Source organism: Deltaproteobacteria bacterium, from assembly GCA_016208165.1.
GTDB lineage: Bacteria > Desulfobacterota > Desulfarculia > JACQYL01 > JACQYL01 > JACQYL01.
In genome coordinates this window covers 32739-48929 of record JACQYL010000028.1, presented here as the reverse complement: position 1 = coordinate 48929, position 16191 = coordinate 32739, and the positions used below count along the sequence as shown (strand labels likewise).

Annotated in this window: 14 protein-coding genes and 1 tRNA gene; 2 read left to right on the top strand and 13 right to left on the bottom strand. The window is 51.8% G+C overall.

Features of this window, described 5'->3' with window-relative positions; genetic code table 11:
• Nucleotides 1-518 precede the first annotated feature (518 nt).
• From HY788_06130 to HY788_06070, 13 genes are all read right to left on the bottom strand, one after another.
• Nucleotides 519-1148 carry an OmpA family protein gene (locus HY788_06130; GenBank protein ID MBI4773748.1) on the bottom strand — a complete coding sequence of 210 codons (630 nt, stop codon included), beginning with the start codon at nt 1146-1148 and terminating at the stop codon, nt 519-521.
• A 178-nt stretch (nt 1149-1326) separates the two neighbouring features.
• Nucleotides 1327-2511 carry a nucleotidyltransferase family protein gene (locus HY788_06125; protein ID MBI4773747.1) on the bottom strand — a complete coding sequence of 395 codons (1185 nt, stop codon included), beginning with the start codon at nt 2509-2511 and terminating at the stop codon, nt 1327-1329.
• A gap of 172 nt (nt 2512-2683) precedes the next feature.
• Nucleotides 2684-3373, bottom strand: a complete 690-nt coding sequence (locus tag HY788_06120; protein ID MBI4773746.1) for a glycosyltransferase family 2 protein — start codon at nt 3371-3373, stop codon at nt 2684-2686.
• 8 nt (nt 3374-3381) lie between these two features.
• Complete coding sequence (locus HY788_06115; protein ID MBI4773745.1) at nt 3382-4104, bottom strand: glycosyltransferase; 723 nt, start codon at nt 4102-4104, stop codon at nt 3382-3384.
• Between the two features lie 27 nt (nt 4105-4131).
• The gene (locus HY788_06110) at nt 4132-5202 is read right to left on the bottom strand and encodes a glycosyltransferase family 4 protein (GenBank protein ID MBI4773744.1); all 1071 of its coding nucleotides are present in this window, start codon (nt 5200-5202) and stop codon (nt 4132-4134) included.
• A 51-nt stretch (nt 5203-5253) separates the two neighbouring features.
• Entirely contained in the window at nt 5254-6300 is a 1047-nt protein-coding gene (locus HY788_06105) for a serine kinase (GenBank protein ID MBI4773743.1), read from the bottom strand.
• Between the two features lie 49 nt (nt 6301-6349).
• On the bottom strand, nt 6350-6826 hold the full coding sequence (locus HY788_06100; GenBank protein MBI4773742.1) for a PqqD family protein: 477 nt from the start codon (nt 6824-6826) through the stop codon (nt 6350-6352).
• Between the two features lie 180 nt (nt 6827-7006).
• Nucleotides 7007-7945, bottom strand: a complete 939-nt coding sequence (locus HY788_06095) for a hypothetical protein (protein MBI4773741.1) — start codon at nt 7943-7945, stop codon at nt 7007-7009.
• Nucleotides 7946-8047: 102 nt separating this feature from the next.
• On the bottom strand, nt 8048-8878 hold the full coding sequence (locus HY788_06090) for a hypothetical protein (GenBank protein ID MBI4773740.1): 831 nt from the start codon (nt 8876-8878) through the stop codon (nt 8048-8050).
• Nucleotides 8879-10014: 1136 nt separating this feature from the next.
• Nucleotides 10015-10767 (bottom strand): FRG domain-containing protein, encoded by a 753-nt coding sequence (locus HY788_06085; protein ID MBI4773739.1) that lies wholly within the window; start codon nt 10765-10767, stop codon nt 10015-10017.
• Between the two features lie 661 nt (nt 10768-11428).
• Complete coding sequence (locus HY788_06080; protein MBI4773738.1) at nt 11429-12259, bottom strand: hypothetical protein; 831 nt, start codon at nt 12257-12259, stop codon at nt 11429-11431.
• Between the two features lie 491 nt (nt 12260-12750).
• Nucleotides 12751-13293 (bottom strand): transposase, encoded by a 543-nt coding sequence (locus HY788_06075; protein ID MBI4773737.1) that lies wholly within the window; start codon nt 13291-13293, stop codon nt 12751-12753.
• 990 nt (nt 13294-14283) lie between these two features.
• Nucleotides 14284-14357: transfer RNA gene (locus tag HY788_06070), tRNA-Gln, on the bottom strand.
• A gap of 409 nt (nt 14358-14766) precedes the next feature.
• On the opposite strand from HY788_06070, the gene HY788_06065 reads away from it, so the two are divergent.
• The gene (locus HY788_06065) at nt 14767-15744 is read left to right on the top strand and encodes a peptidylprolyl isomerase (protein MBI4773736.1); all 978 of its coding nucleotides are present in this window, start codon (nt 14767-14769) and stop codon (nt 15742-15744) included.
• 195 nt (nt 15745-15939) lie between these two features.
• Nucleotides 15940-16140 (top strand): cold shock domain-containing protein, encoded by a 201-nt coding sequence (locus HY788_06060; protein MBI4773735.1) that lies wholly within the window; start codon nt 15940-15942, stop codon nt 16138-16140.
• The last annotated feature ends 51 nt before the right edge of the window (nt 16141-16191 follow it).

Genomic DNA, 16191 nt, shown 5'->3' with positions numbered 1-16191 from the left:
TCCATAAAATAAACTGTATTCATTGTCAAGATATTCACCGAAAAGCAGAGCCCGTCCTTCGTTTGGCCGGCGCCTTGTGGTTCCGGCCTGCCCTTGATATCTCCTCTGACTTCGCGTTGCCGGATTTAGCCCATTGTAACCATCAATACAGAATCCGCAATCAGGTCATTAATGTATTAGGTTATAGTATCGACCGCATCGAGATCGCTGTTCTCCGAAAACTTTTCGTATCAGTACTTGGATGGCCTACCTATGCTCAGTAAAGGAACAACGCTCAAGCGGACCCGAGTTCATCCTACGAGCCGATGCTACAGAATCCTGACGCGACTTTCATGACGGAACGATGAATTCTTGCCGTACACCTATGGCGCCTACGAGTCTCTTCTTCAGAAGGTCAACCAAGGTCTTGTTGACGTAGATGCAAATGGAGAATTTGGAAGAAGGCCTTACCGTACAAATCCGGTGCGTGATTCAGGCCGAGATGGCAACGGCGGGATACGGGGAGCGCGCACGTTCATCTATTGAAGAGGAGGGGCGTGGGGAGACGAGGTATTCCAGTTGGATTCGTCTTTCTGACTCTCTCGAGTCAGCTTCGACGGATCGGGTAGTTTGGTGAGTACTATCTCCACCCGACGGTTATTTTCTCGACCATCCGGTGTATCGTTGGCGGCTATAGGTCTATGTTCGCCGAATCCCATTGTCGCGATTCTACCGGCGTCAACACTGCCTCGGCTTATAAAGAACTGGGCCACCGCGGCCGATCGGCCGACAGACAGCTCGAGATTGGACTTGAAGATGGAATTCGAGATCGGAACGTTGTCCGTATGGCCCGCGATCACCACTTCGCCTTCGCGTTGGTTCAGGAATCCTGCGATTTTTTCCAGTATGGGCGCCGTTTCCGGCTTGATTTCCGCGCTGCCGGAGTCGAAAGTGGACCCCCCCGTGAGACTTATGCGGATGTCGCCGTCTTTAGCCTTTACGTGCAGATTGTCCCTGATGCTTTTAAACTCGTCTTTTATCTCTTGTTCCAGGTCACGCGCTTCCTCTTCCGTGTTCCGAACCGAGTCGTCAATCTTTTCGGAAAAGGGCGGAGCATAACCAGAGAACCCTTGTGATTCGGAACGATACCGACCTTCTTCCTTCTCCAATCCCAACCCACCGAGCGACTCAATCCGGCTGTTTTATGATCGGCTCTTTTCCGAAAAACCAAAGTCCTTTTTTGATCACGGGTTCATTTTAGCTTTCCGGACGGATGTTGTCTGGTAAGCATTTGAAATCAATAATTAAAATGGATAAGGCGAGGGAAGGCGTCCGATGGAGGGGTCTTTATACCGGTTTTGAGCCCGGAAGCAAGTAGCTGGATACCGCCCAGCGCAGGGTATCCCATCGGCTGTCATGCCCGCGCCTCAAACGGAGATATTCAAGGAAGCCCGGCAGTCTGAAAGGAGAGAACGATTTCTCATACTCGGCAGCATAGGCCCGATAATTCAACCAGGAATGCTCGAGAGAACCGATAAGCTTGTTTTTGTGGAGGGTGGCGTCAAACATTCGGCGTTCCGGATCGGATATCGGGATGTTTTCAAACTGCCGTAAAACGTCTTCCGGAATGGCAACGTCCATATACTGCCGCAGGTAGAAAAGCGCCGAGTAGGCCTTGAGGGTCACATGGTAACGTTGCGCCAGGGATATCAGGCGGTTCCAGTCGATTCGCACGATCGCTCGCCTCAGGACCACAACCGCATCGGCAATCCATTGTATGTGTGGTGAACCGATACGTCCTATGGTGAGAGCGCAGGCGCGAAGCAGTTGGTCGGCCTTGCCCAAGGCATGGATCCGGACCCCCCGGACGTATAAGGGGACTGCGGCCTCCCACAAAGCGGCATCATCAATCGGACCGAAACGGTCGGGCATGAATCTCCAGTGCAGATCGCAAGTCAGGGAAGAACCTTTATTGAAACGCAGAGTATGCCCGGCGTTAAGAAAACCCGGGCTCAGTTTCTCGATCCGGATGCCGGAAGGTTTCCAATCCAGGGAACTGAGGACGTGGATGGCTTTTTCAGCCTGTCCGATGCGCACCAGAATGTCGAACCCATCCATAGGCCGAAGGCCGAGGTCTTGATAGTCGTTCATCACGACCGGCACGCCGTCCATCATCAGCACGCCCAGGCCGGCGGCTTGTAGTGCTTCGAGTGCCCGGGCGCAGCCATGAAGCAATGTCTGATTCTGATACCAGGTTCGTCGGAAGATCCCTTTGAAGCGGTCCATCAGTGGGTCCTGGACGCCCAGAAGGCTGAGGTTGCGATACAGCATGGGGATAAGTCCGAAGGATCCCATGTCCAGATGACGAAGGTCCCGGCCTACCAGACCACGCCATTTCCGCCATGCATCGAGGGCCGCATCCCCGGAAAACAGGGCGGCCCGCAACAGCAGCTCCTGTTGATCACTGGGCCGACATCCGGCCCGTATGCGATCGATTCGGACCCGAGAAAGAACCACTTTAGAGGTATCCATGCGTCGTTGTGCATTCCATGTGCGCGTCTTTGGTAACATTTTAAAATCATGGTATTTTGTCGTTCCAGGCACACTCTCCTTCGCCGCAATGTCGGAGAAAAGGAAACGGTTTGGAAGACTGCCCCATGAATGGTCACAGGACTGCTTATGTCCCCGTTGGCAATATCTTAATTCATTCTAGTGTGCGGCGACGGTCAAGCGAAGCCTTAAGAATGCGGGGGTACTCGTTTATGGACATATGTTGGAGAATCCCCTTGTTGGAATCGTGGAGGCGTCTCAACGCGATCAACTCCGGAAGCATGATCATTTGGAGTTTTCGCTCGACGGCGCGTACGTACCAATTTGCCCATTCCCCGACCCGCCAGGCGGTCTCGAACTCACCGACATGAAAAAAAGCCTCCCGCTTAACCAGCATCGCGGAAGGTGAATATCCGGGCATGAGGGAGGATGGGCACTGTATCCTCTTCTTCAAGGATGGGTCCAATCCCGGGCTGTGAAATTGCCGAACATGACCGAATACGACGTCTGCCGTAGGTTCCCTTTCAAACGCCTCAATCTGCAACGTCAATTTGTTCTCGGCCCAGAGATCGTCCTGATCGAGAAAGGCAAAAAATGAACCTCTTGCGGAGCGAACGCCGAAATTACGAGCGGCGGCGGTACCTGCGTTGGATTGGAATCGATATCGTACCGGCGGGCCAAAACGTTTAGCGGCAACGGCGCTAAGATCCGTGGAACCGTCATCCACGACGATGATCTCTATGGGTCTATATGTTTGTGCGATCACGCTTTCGATGGTCTCAGCCAAATACGGCTCACCGTTGAAAACGGGAATGACTACGCTTACGAGGGGTGCGGCCTCCATGCTTTGCTTTACCTCCGCTGCTTCTCATCATCCCTTGTATGCCTGGTCCGACCATGTTCGATCGATTTTTTCACTATCTGCACTATTTCCCGCTTAATGTCCCGCATTTTCGAAGGGTCGTATGAAGCGTTACCGTCATGAATGCGTTTATGAAGCAGTACTTCCTGTACGATCCCCATGGGTATTTGGCTCCGGGCGACACGAGCAAACCACTCAACGTCCTCGATATAGGTCAATTCAGTATTGAACCCTCCAATGGAATCAAAGAGTGATTTCCGAGCAACCAATGTCTCGGGCATCTTTCCGACATAGTCGTCTTTCAACAGCTCCGGTCTGAAACCACGGGGTACGGAGCACCCGGGTTCCAGAAAGAACTTCACTCTCGTTAGCGAATATTGGACGTCCGGATGGTGGACCATATAATCGATCTGGGTTCTGAGTTTATGGGGGGGCCACAGGTCATCGTGGGAAATAAACGATAGAAACTCCCCCTTGGCCGCTGCAATCCCAAGATTCTTGGCGTGGCCGATACCTAACCTTCCTTCTTGACGGATATACCTGATCTTCCCGAACGATTGGACAACGGATCCCGTGCCGTCGGTTGATTGTCCATCAACAACGATAAGTTCGAGGGAAGGATAATCTTGACCAAGTATGCTCTCTATCGCTTCTCGCAGAAACCGTTCGCCGTTTCTCACGGGCATGATTACACTCACGAGCGGCCTATTCATATCTTCCGTCTCCATGGCCTAACGAATTCAGAGCGCTCCGGGGGAACCTACCAATTTTTGGTACAAATCCTCATAGGCATCCAGAAAGCGTTCGAAACTAAATGTGTCCTCGGCTCTTTTCCTGGCCGCCAGTCCCATCTGTGTCGCCGCCTCTTTGTGTTCGAGCAGGAAGATGATTTGCTTGGCCAGGGCCGCGCTATCTTCCTTATCAAAGAGTAATCCGGTCTTTTGGTGTTCGACGATCTCAGCCAGGCCGCCAACTCGAGCGGCCACGACCGGCCGACCCATCTGTGCCGCCTCGAGGGCGACGAGCCCGAACGGTTCTTCCCATCTCGACGGAATGATCACCGCTGTGGCGGTGTTGATTAACTCCGGAACTTCTTCCGGGGGTGCCCAACCGATGAATTCGACAGCCCCTGATAGTCGATATCTTGCGGCCCGCTGATCGAGGTCCGCCATCGCCGGGCCGTCTCCTGCGATAATCAGTCGAGCCGCGGGAAATCGATCGATTACAACCCCAAACGCATCCATGGCCAAGTCGAACCCTTTATCCCTCACGATTCGTCCAATGCACAAAAGGCGAGGGCCGGCGAACGGCAAGGGAGAAGGCTGAACATCCGGTTGAGGGAGACCGTTATAGATCAGGGACGATCGGGCTGTAACTTCGCTCGCAAGATTACGTACGGCCCGCAGCATAGCTTCCGACGTTGTCGTTACCCATGCGGCCGAGGATAGCATCTTCTTCATCAACGTATGAGTCCCACTCTGATTCGGCGGCAGGGAGTGCACCGTAAACAACGAAGGGGCGGGGTAGGCTGTGTCCGTTAGCAGATGAAAAAAAACACTGACATCAATCGAATTCAAGTGGACGATATCCGGATTGAAGGTCCTCTTTATCTCGATTACTCGTCGTATTGTTTCCTTCACTTCCTTAAGATTGTGATCGCTCAATCCGGCGCCGAAGGGCAGTCTATATATCGGAATACCGTGATCGCATTCCCTATGGCTTGGACCGGGATGGTTTTCGGCCGTCACCACAATGAACTCATATCCGCGCTCTCGCATGGCGGACAGGAACCGCGCGCTTAATACTTCCACACCTCCTATCCGCGGCCAAAAGGATCCGGTCCAATAAAGAACTCTCATGATTCAACCGTCGGATAGAAAATTAAGGATCACTTCGGGTATGCCCTGCAGTTCACTACCAACATTCAGTTGATAGCACGGAACTTGTTTACTGAGTGCGGCGATCTCGTGGAACGTCGAACGTCCTGCATGCGGCAATTGAAACAGGGTGTTCGGCGCGACCGCTCTTAACGCGGCTCCCGCCGAAATAGCCGATAATGTGGTCTCGGGGCGGCCCGTTATACGAAGCACGAAGATCGCCCGAATTGGAAATCCTCTTATGATTTTGGAAGAATAATGCCGGCTCAGGAGGAATAGAACCTTTTCAGTTGCGATGCGATCCGTATTGTTGGCAGCCGACGTCAAGTCCGGAAATTTCTTGATCTGATCGGGATCGAGCTTGCCCGAGTTGTAGAGACTAAACACAAACGGATCGGAGGCCGTGCGCACCAGGCAGTAGTCGTCACCCACGTACAGCAGTTCAGAGCCCAGACAAGCAAGAGATGCAGTGGATTTGCCGGAACCTCCTCTGCCCACCAGCAACACTCCGGCCTCCGGTGTTCCAACCGCACCGGCGTGCACAACCTGTAATCCCCGCCCTAGCATCCACCAGTGGAGAATGGTCAACAGGGGCGCCCCGGTCTCGTAGAAGGGGACAAGGGAGGCGCGCCGAATCCACCAGAGAGCTGATCCCGCGCTTCTATCCAGAATGCTCAGAGCGCCGGATCCCTTATGGCACGCGGCGAAATAACGGTCATCATCGTGGGCTTGAACTTCTCCTCGGGCGGAATAATCTTCCAAGGACCACGGAGGCGCCGGCATAACGGTTCCAGTGGATTCGCTGTCCCATAAGCAAATGGTGAGTGATGGCGACCCGTGATGTGTCGTAGCCAAATGTTCCAAGGCGGGTGTCATGAGCGGTACTAAGGCCGAGCCTGCAAAGCGCAATCGGATCGAGTATCCTCCAATCGAATAGAAACGATCGACGGTGATCTTCATGTCGCGTTCCGCTCTCTGAAAGGCTTCAAAGGCGCTGCGGAAGAAAGTGATGGCTTTGGAATCCGGAGTCATACCCTATATCCAACACGCACTTTCCGCGAATGAAGTTCGCACGTTCGCACTACTTGCCCTCCTTTTTTAAGGCGGGCCAACCCGTTTCATCCACTTCATGGATCGGATCGAGTAACAGCATGTCGCTCATATCCGTGTACTTTTCGAGGACCGGCCGTTTGAAGGGGAGCTTGTTATTCTTCCGGCCAACCGCCGGACCCCTGTTCTTGTCTTTATCACGTTCGCGATTCTCGTCCGTGTTGAGTACGATCAGTTCTTCCCTTTTTAGCTCGGCCATCAGTTGGGTTACTTCTTCGGCTATTTTGACCGGGTCTCCTTCATACCTGCCTTTGAGTTCCTCGACAATCTCCATCAAGGCAGCGTTCTTCTCTATAAGCCGCCAGATGTCAGCGCCTACTCCATTCAGACTGTAGTAATTCCCATTGTCAAAATTGACTATAACTACTTCATCATCGATCACTTCATGGACGATTTTATGCGTATTGATGCTGAAACGATCGGACGAGGTCACTTTGTCTCCTTCCATCTTCATTACACCGTCGTAGTCTGCTTTACCAGCCCGTTGAAAAGGCCGGGTTGTTACAGGCCGTTGAAGAACGATGAGATGCAAGGCGCGCAAATCCCTAGGAATGAGGCGTACATAGAGTACGTCGCAGTGACGAGGGATGAAGCGTCACGCCGTTGGCGTGACCGCGGACCGCGTTTTTCAACAGCCTGTTATACCTAAGCCTTTATGGATGGGACAATGTTTGAGGCCGGACTCCGCAACGGGTTCCCGCGACATCCAAAACCCTTTTCCATATCTTCTTTCCATTTCGAGAAGAAGTTGTTCGTGCAGGTCGCTCGCGAGATCGACGTCGATCCGGTTCGTTTTGTACTCCAGCTTCTGATTATTCTTTCTGCCAACGGCCGATTTCAACTTCCGTACGTCGATATCGGTCTCGGGGATCCGGAAGGATGCGAACATCTGAATCATGGAATCATAATTGTTCAGATCTTCAGTAGTTACCGTGCGCCAGTATACGTCCGGGTACGTTTTCTTATGCATTGTTATGCGTGTTTCCACTTCATACCAATACCACAGACATCTACAAATATCATGGTTGAGTTTTCCATTCCCTGAGAATAGATCTTCCATGGCAATCAAGTTGGATGTGTCGGACGGGCTGATAAGGTAGGAGGAGGCCAAGGCCGATCTTCCCGGGATCGAGTGTATCCGATAAAGAGAAACCCCTACGCTTAAAGGGTCCCGAGTCAGGTGCACGATTCTCAATCTGTCCCTGAAATAATCCACGGCGAGTGGAAGAAAATTCTTGGCGAACTGATGATTCGTCTCAATGTAGTAGTTTTTGTTTGCGGAGGAACGGCGGATGTTGATGCGTTTTCTAATGTAGAAGAGGGATTCGAAGTATTGTTTTCTGTCCCGGCCCGGCGCATAGTCGTCGAACATGACGGGCAGAGGTTCGTGTAATGCAACGGAATTTCTTAAGGCTGAACAGATTGAAGCCAGGGTCAGGGTTCCGCATCGTCCCGTAGACGCCACGAAAATATACATATCAGGCTGTGTGTATCTGGTCCTGAGAAGGATATCGTAGCATGAGGCTGTAACCCGATTGTATTTGATCCGGGACAGTATCCCATTCATACGTCTATTCCTGCAGGTTGGATCGTATCCACACCGAGCCTTCGCCATCGGCGGAATGTCTTGTCCTGTTTTCACGGACTTTGCCTGAAGCGGAACCCTATTTCACGCAGCCCTGTTCGCGTCGCTGGAATTGCAGGCGAAATCCAGAGCCCTCGCCAGTCGTTCCGTCTGCCGATAGACAGTGAAGTCGGCGAGCACCTCGGGTTTTCCGCCATAAGGCGCTTTGCCGGAAGATCGCCAGGCCGAAAACCACTCCTCGAGCACCAATGCGACCGAGCGTGCGTCGCCCGCCGTGACCCCTCCGCCGGTTCGAGCAAGCAGCGCATCCACCCAATCGCCATCGGGCGGCATGGCCAATATCGGTCGTCTCGCCCCAAAGGCTTCGAAAATCTTCGTCGGATGGCTCATGGCGCCGTGTCCGTCGCGGAATTTGGTGCAGTTGAATGCCAGCAAAATATCGCTTTCGCGCACCATCTCGACGGCGCGCGGCGATTCGACCTTGGGCAGGATGGTGCATACACGCGCGCAGGGTCTGTCCTGAAGCATCCGCGCCAACTGAGCTTCGCATTTCGAACCAACGAAACGGACTTCCAGCAACGCCGCCGCATCGGGATGCGCCTCCAGAAATCGGTCCAGACCGTCGAAGAAGATCTCGGGCCGTTGGTCTCCGGGATATAAAGAACCAACGTGGGACACGACGAAATTTGTGCGCTGTGCGGATGAAGACACCGGCTCGGAGGGAAACTCGTCGGGATCGTATCCGGCAAGGACCACTTCCACGTGCTTGCCGTAGGTCTGCGAAAGGGTTTTCGCCATGTAGGGCGACACCGCGATGCACGCCGCGGCCGGCGCCATCCACCAATGGTGGCTCGCTTTGAGAATGGCGGCGTTAAGAGCGTTCGAGCGAAGGTGCGCGCTTTCCGGACCGGCCACGGATCGTCGAGCTTCGCCCGCCGAAAGCGCGGGTGGGGCGGATCTGCAACTCGGTGAATGGACACGTCGAGTCCACGCTCGATCTCCGGCTCCCAGCTCAGCCCCCAGGACGGGTCCTCGAATTCCATACTGCGCCAATCGCGAGTGAGCACAACCGGCTCCCATCCGAAAGCGGGCAGGCGCCGCATGTAGCCCACAAGCTGTTTGACGGCCACGTTGTGGACGGGCAGGAAGTGATAATGCACGATGAGCACTCGCCGCATTCGGACCGGCCCTCCTTGGCCGAACATCTTAGGCTTGTTACACGAATAGGCTAATTGGCAACCAGCCCAAAAGTCAAGGACACGGCTTCGTGGCTCTTGCCCTGCGGATCAGCTCCCGCCAACGAACGATATGCGGTTTTCCGGTTTAACTTGTGCGCAATCCGAAATCAAGAACCGGAGGATCCACCCATAGCTTCCGCGTCACGGTTTTTTTCGCCCCTTTCCTCGACGCACTCGACTTCCATTTATTATAAGCCTACTTGCCTGAGCTCGCGATATGCCAGTCAGGAGCATTTGAATGGCCGTACACCTCAAGGCTGTCTCGCTAGAACCAACACGATCCATCTCCTTGAGTTCAAGGATGGTCCCGTTCTCCGGATTGGCTTCTATCAGTCGTTGCGCCATGCACAACGTTGTGCCACACATGCTCACAAATGTCTAGTTTCACTTGTGCCCAATCTCTAACCAAACGGAATATATTTCTGACAAATGCTATAAGATGTTCTACATAGGTATGCGAATTTTCACCCATTGGGAAGGCCTTTCGGCGCGTCTATCTCAGCGGGATTGTTGATTTTTGGGGCAGGCTGGGGGGTACAATATGTTGTAGAGACGCCCGGGAGTAACCTTGGCGTATGGCAATCTGTTTGGGAGTGAGTCAATCATCTCCTCTCAGCCCCTTGCGTGCTATGATGGTCTTTCGTTGGTTAAAGATTAGTAAGGCGTCCCAAGTCTGAAGAATAGAAACGCGCAAAATCAACACCGTACACCTTCCCGGCACCACAACACGTGTGAGTCCGGGCATAGACAGTTTCTGTCAAACAAACGTGCCGATGTCAAAAATAGGTGTGATGTCCCCGGGTTATATGCCAATCAAAGACCAGTAATGAGATTAAGTTTGGCCATTTTTCTTAACTCATCTGCCAAGTGATCCAAATCAGGGAAAATATTAGATTCCCTTATGCCCATCCCAATCAACTCCAAACGTAATAATTGCTTCGATTTCGAAGGAATCTCATACTTAAACAGGAATGACTCTTTTCCACAGTGTTTATTTAGGGGAGTGTTTGCTCCATGAACTGTAAAAGCTGATAATTGCACGGTCATCCTAACATCTACGTGCCGTATAACAACAGAGGCTATACGATGGATGTCTTTCTTGGCGACCCCAAAAGGGGCTTGAAATAAGCCTATGACATCTTCCCTATAGGGAGGCAATAAATCTCTTGTCCGAAACTCTTGAAAATTAAGCGCCGATGGATTTAATGCCCATAATACTCCCGGCTCATCATCATGGTTTTGTACGGCAAAAAACAATGCTATTAATGGAGACTCTGTCCAGTCGAGAAGTCTTGTTGGAAGCCGATAATGCTGCATCATTGCAAGTTGGACTGGATAATCACCTTCAGGCCAGTGAGTATGTCTCGTCATTGCCCCATGTAGGAACCTTATTGTTAAATCCCTTTCACATTGCGATCTATTCTCATCAGCGCCCAAATCGGGACGATGTATTCCTGCCATGAGCGGCCAGCTTTGAGTCTGTCCTCGCCACCAAACCTCAGTCCGAAATGATTTTTCAGTTTTCTCAACAGCATTTAAGAGGTCATGCAGATTATTAATTTCCATCGTTGAGTCACTCTCCGTTGCACTTCGAACGGGTTCCTCACCCGAGCGAGATTACGAGCGTCCGGTGTGTCAAAAAGTTAGAAGGGACGTGGGGACGTCCATGCTTTTATACCTTTATTCTCCAATCAAATGATATCGGTAGTCTTTTTCAATCTGTTCACCCCGTTTCGACAAGCGACTTGCCACCGGTTGAGTGATCTTGGGCCTCCCGGCAATCTCGGTGGCGGTTATCTAAAGCTCTCCATACGCCCAATAACATAAGAGCGTCCTGGCCTTGGGGGTTTGCGGCGATTTACCGAATGCCGTCACTTCGTTGGCGTGGGTGATACCCGTCGATTGGTTCTGAACAAGAAATCAATGTGGTTTTCCAGAATAGCCCAGGCGAAACAATCGGTGTTCGTTTCGGGGTTAACGAAATTCAACCGATCTCCATCGGACCGGAATATCTTCCGTCTTTCGATCCCATTGACGATCACATGATGCAGATCCCCTGGCCCGTCTATTCTAGCTTTCCGTGCAATGGTCCTCTCACATCAAGTGGAATGAATTCCTACAAAGGTTAACAACATGGGCGTCCTCATTCCCCGTGAGTGAAAAGCGGATGCCGGGTCAGCGAATAGTTTCCTTACTTTATTATTCGCGATCCCTTTCTCATTCATCTCTATTGGTTGAATAGTGGGGCATGGATAATCTGGTTTATATTCAGCCAGTCAGTCATGTTCTGAACGAGCTCTATAAAGGGCATTGCGCCGTAATCAATGCCCTTTTTTCGGCATGCTTTTCGGATGATCGATTGAAAAGCACGGAACCGTGTCTTGATCATTTCGCCAGGAGGAATCGTTCTTCGGCGCGAGGCCGTAACGAGCCAGTTACGCAATGCAAGTATCAGTTTATCTGGAGAATTGTCGTGCGGCGTAATGTCCATCCCTGCAATGTCGGACATATACTTCTGATACCTATATTTTTCGGTCTCAAGGATAAGGCATTGTTTGCGTTTGTGGTTCGACGAGCCAAAATGCTTAGCACTATGGAACAGGCCCAATTCAAATGGCATGTTGAATCTAGGAAGTTTGGACGTAGAATCAAGCTGTACGCGAGAAAGATCATGAACTCCGTACGGACAAATATCAATGAGCGAGAGAATGAAGCTCAGGCGAAACTGTGTGGCATCATCCACTTCAAAGGCGCATCGCGGAATGAATCCTGCATCTAGCACGGTGTACTTGCGGGAAGGAGTAACTGCTTCCCGCAACGCCTTCTGAGATTCTTGCATCTGTTTGATCACGTCGCGGATATCCTCAGCAGGCTTCATCGCCTCACGCAATGCCTTCTGAGATTGCTCCCACTCTTTCATCGCGTCCTGGATCTCCTGAAAAGGCTTCATGGCCTCTTCAGCTCTTCGCAGCTCTTCGAGAAGCGCTTCTCGCCGAAGAAGGCTTGGTTTTTTAGGGTCAACAGCGGGATGATTCTTGATTTTTCTAATCTTCGTCATGCTGTCACTTCCGCTTTCGTGTCAGTCACCTTCGTGTTCCGGGGACATGTTCCGAGGATGTCCCGTGGACGCCATACCTGTCTCGTCTTGTTCTGTTTCTTGGTTCAGGGCCATGTTTGCTTCGATGCAGAATATGCTTGAGACCCATATGAGGACGGTCGATCAAGTCCTTCTTCGCTCCTTTTCCACTCTGGCCATGTCTTTTTCGAAATCAGATGGTCATTAGATGCAGATTGACACCCATATCTTCCATTATCTCACAAATAGAAAGGCACGCAAGATGTTCCTGTGCTTCAGACTCGGCATCAGGTTGTGGACGTAATAGGGCCATCCATGTTTTTATACCTTTATTCTCCAATCAAATTAAGTCGATATTCATTTTCAGTTTGTTCACCCCGTCTCGACAAGCGACTTGCCGCCGGCTGAATACTCTTGCGCCTCCTGTCAACGCGGTGTCGCGAGCGAATGCATGTTGGAATAATGTTCCATCGTCAGCTCCATTCCTGGGCAGGTTTAGAACCAGCCCCTGCGACAACGGTCGGATTTTCCCGATCTACATCCCATTGCGCAGGGTTATTGGCGATATATTCCCGGATGCGGTTCAGTTCGTCATCATTGCGGATGATGTGTTCGTAATAATTGCTCTGTCCTATTTTGGCGCTTGGGGTGCCGCGCAGATCGTTGATGCGTTTGGTGGATACCGTTTTGAATGCGCCGACCAAACGACCGATGGGTTTGCGGTTTTTCGTAGGGGCGGTTCGTGAACCGCCCTCAAGGACGTCGGTAATTACGATAACCCCATGCAAATGATTGGGCATGATGACCCGTTCATCCAAGTCCACATAACCGTGTCGTGTCGCCAGCCATTCCCACGATTCTGCAACCTTTAGGCCGAAATCGTTCAAAATCGGTTTCCCGTCCACGGCGTCCCCGAACAGACATTCCCGATTCCAGGCGCAAATGGTCACAAAATACACCCCCGCCCGAGAATAATCGTACCCGTGCAATCGGATGGATCGGCGGTTATGTCGCATCGATTTCCGTTGTAAGGGCGGTTCGCGAACCGCCCCTACAGACCTCCGGCCGTAACTCATGCTGTTGGTCCCTGATCGAAGGGGCCAAATCTGGCACTCTTGCAGGGGCCTTGATCTCTGTCTGTATTACGAGCAGGTTACGTGCCAAATACAATAACTGATACAATTTAATAGGATTCTGCGATTTCGCGGTGGAGTCGGTATCTGAAGATTGCGCAGAAATTGCGCAATATGCGGCCACCCATTGCTCAATAATTGAGCAATGCGCCCTCACCCGGCTTTGCCGAGCTTCCCGCTTCGCCAGGCTACGCCGGGATAAAACGCCGTGGCAAGCCCCCGGCCTCTCCCCCTCGACAAGCTCGGGATCTTTCACAAAGGGAGAGGGTGTATAAGTCGGTAGGAATCGGGATGGACACAACATGTGGTATAGCCCCAAATCGCCAGACATGCACCATACTTGCCAAGTTTGCCAGCTATCCTGTGATGCAAGATAGTGAAAACTTCATTCGATATACTTGAGGCCTGGACCTGCTGTTATCTGTGGCTCTGTCAGTACCCGCCGCCGACTGGGTGACTGGGATCGAACTTCCACTTTTTCGATGTTTCCTATGGATGGGCCGTAGCTGATTTGCGGACAGCGGCTCCATAGACGGTGGAACGGCTAAACGGCGCTTTTTTCGATTTCTAAGCCCGTTTCTTATTTTCCCGGCCACCTAACCATTACCCAACACAGAATACGACATGGATAAGCTTCTGAATGGCGTGTAGCCTGCGCTGGGGAAGGAAACGGGTTGTGGGGAATGGAAGGGAGTTTAGCGCCATTTGGGCTAGAATTCAAGAGGCGGAACATGGCCAAAACCGGATGACGAGAAACCGTCAATTAGGTGCCGAACTGGACTCAGAAGCTGGGTGTTTACGTGTCTCGTGATTGCTACTCGATTGCTGGAAAAAATAAAGGGACCAGCTTTTGAGCTAACCCCCTGAAATTGCTGGCTGGGGGACGAGGATTCGAACCTCGGTAGACAGATCCAGAGTCTGCCGTCCTGCCGCTAGACGATCCCCCAAGATTTGATCTACCCTTCTTAACCATCTGTTTTCCACAAATCAAGAGAAAAAAGGCCCGGCGGTTGAAAGGGCTAAACCAAATAGTGCTTGCCCTTCTCGTGACTTGGTGCTATGCCCTCATCTATTCGTCGGTAGTGTTGCTTGTGATCCTGCTCACTATGGGTTTAAAGCCGGACGGCCTGTTATCCCTGAGAAAAACCGGACGGCCGCCTTTCTCATCACCTCGTCAAAGGATGTCCTCTCCCTTTGTTTTTAGACGATCCCACAGCGCATATGCGGCGAGTCAATGTGTGTATACCGCCGGAAAGCGGGTAAGGCATGGCCTTAGAACGCATTCCGATGGATTCGAGGTATTCCGATGTATTTTTTTGAAATCGAAAAGGAGAACAATAAATGGGAAACTGGTCCATGCCAATCGTTTTTATCATGGCAACCGCGCTTCTTTTTTCGGGTTTTTCCTCTGGGGTTCTTGCTGAAAAGCCGCCGTCAGAGGTCGTATTGGCCAAAGTAAATGAGGCTGTCATCACGCAGGAGGATTTGAACCGGGAGCTGGACAACGCCAAAGCGCGAATGGAGCAACTCGGGGCTGCCAAGCAGGGCTTAAGCGTCGAGGCTATGAAAGGGGAAGTTCTGGACAACCTCATCAAGAGGGAGTTGCTGTACCAGAAAAGCAAAGAAGCGGGAATTGTCATTGACGAAGCAACCGTCAACGAGAAGATCGACTCTGTGAAGAAACGGTTCCCGGGAGATGCGGAGTTCCAGGCTGCTCTGGCGGAGAAAGGGTTGTCCGAGAAAGACTTGAGGCTTCAGGTCACGAAAGGGCTGGCCACAAAGCAACTGCTGGATCGCGATGTCATCCGGAACATAACCGTGTCGGATCAGGAAATGCATAAGTATTTTGACGAGAATCCGGACTTTTTCACCCAGCCGGAGCGGTATCATACCCGGCACATTCTGGTGACTATGCAAAAAGATTGGGACGACGCAAAAAAAGCCGAAGCACGAAAGAAGATCGAAGACATCAAGACGCGGTTGGACAAAGGCGAGGACTTTGCCGCTCTGGCCAAGGAATACTCCGATTGTCCGAGCAAGGACAAGGGCGGGGATCTCGGCAGCGTGAGTCGGGGCCAGATGGTCAAGCCGTTCGAAGACGCGGTGTTTTCAATGAAGCCCGGAGAACGAAGCGGGGTAGTCGAAACCGAGTTCGGACTTCATTTGATCGAGGTGCTGGAAATAGAACCCCCGGGCAAGGTGCCCTATGATACGATTAAAGGCCAGATCGAGGCCTTTCTTAAGCGGCAGAAGACCGAGCAGGAATTAGAGCTTTATGTGGATCGATTGGAGGAAAAGGCGAAGATCGAGAGATTCCTTGACGAAAAGTCGTGATCATTATAGTAGAATGATGTATTGTATAGATGCTTTAATGGCCCTTCTCTAGCGGCTGCGATGCGTAGTCACTTTCGGGTATATTCATGATTCGTTCAGGAGGTCGGCGCCGCTCTGAAAAGGAGTTCCTTTTGCTGGAGCTACGACCTGAGGATAGGAACTGGAATCTGAACCGTTTGGAAGGAGGTCACCGTTTTGGCGAAAGGGATTGTGAAGTGGTTTAGTGACAAGAAGGGTTATGGTTTCATAGAGCAAGAAGGGGGAAGGGACGTATTCGTACATTTTTCTTCCATCGACATGCCGGGATTCAAGACACTTGCAGAAGGTGAGAAAGTGGATTTCGAGGTAGAGGAAAGCGAGCGGGGACCTGTTGCCAAGAAGGTCACAAGATGTTGATGTGAATTGGAACAAGGATTTGAAACGCCCTGACAGTACGTCGGGGCGTTT

Bases quoted from the DNA above. Each gene is read 5' to 3' on its own strand.
- HY788_06125 (MBI4773747.1), bottom strand. From the start codon at position 2,511: ATGGATACCTCTAAAGTGGTTCTTTCTCGGGTCCGAATCGATCGCATA.
- HY788_06120 (MBI4773746.1), bottom strand. From the start codon at position 3,373: ATGGAGGCCGCACCCCTCGTAAGCGTAGTCATTCCCGTTTTCAACGGT.
- HY788_06115 (MBI4773745.1), bottom strand. From the start codon at position 4,104: ATGAATAGGCCGCTCGTGAGTGTAATCATGCCCGTGAGAAACGGCGAA.
- HY788_06105 (MBI4773743.1), bottom strand. From the start codon at position 6,300: ATGACTCCGGATTCCAAAGCCATCACTTTCTTCCGCAGCGCCTTTGAA.
- HY788_06100 (MBI4773742.1), bottom strand. From the start codon at position 6,826: ATGGAAGGAGACAAAGTGACCTCGTCCGATCGTTTCAGCATCAATACG.
- HY788_06095 (MBI4773741.1), bottom strand. From the start codon at position 7,945: ATGAATGGGATACTGTCCCGGATCAAATACAATCGGGTTACAGCCTCA.
- HY788_06085 (MBI4773739.1), bottom strand. From the start codon at position 10,767: ATGGAAATTAATAATCTGCATGACCTCTTAAATGCTGTTGAGAAAACT.
- HY788_06080 (MBI4773738.1), bottom strand. From the start codon at position 12,259: ATGACGAAGATTAGAAAAATCAAGAATCATCCCGCTGTTGACCCTAAA.
- HY788_06075 (MBI4773737.1), bottom strand. From the start codon at position 13,293: ATGCGACATAACCGCCGATCCATCCGATTGCACGGGTACGATTATTCT.
- HY788_06065 (MBI4773736.1), top strand. From the start codon at position 14,767: ATGCCAATCGTTTTTATCATGGCAACCGCGCTTCTTTTTTCGGGTTTT.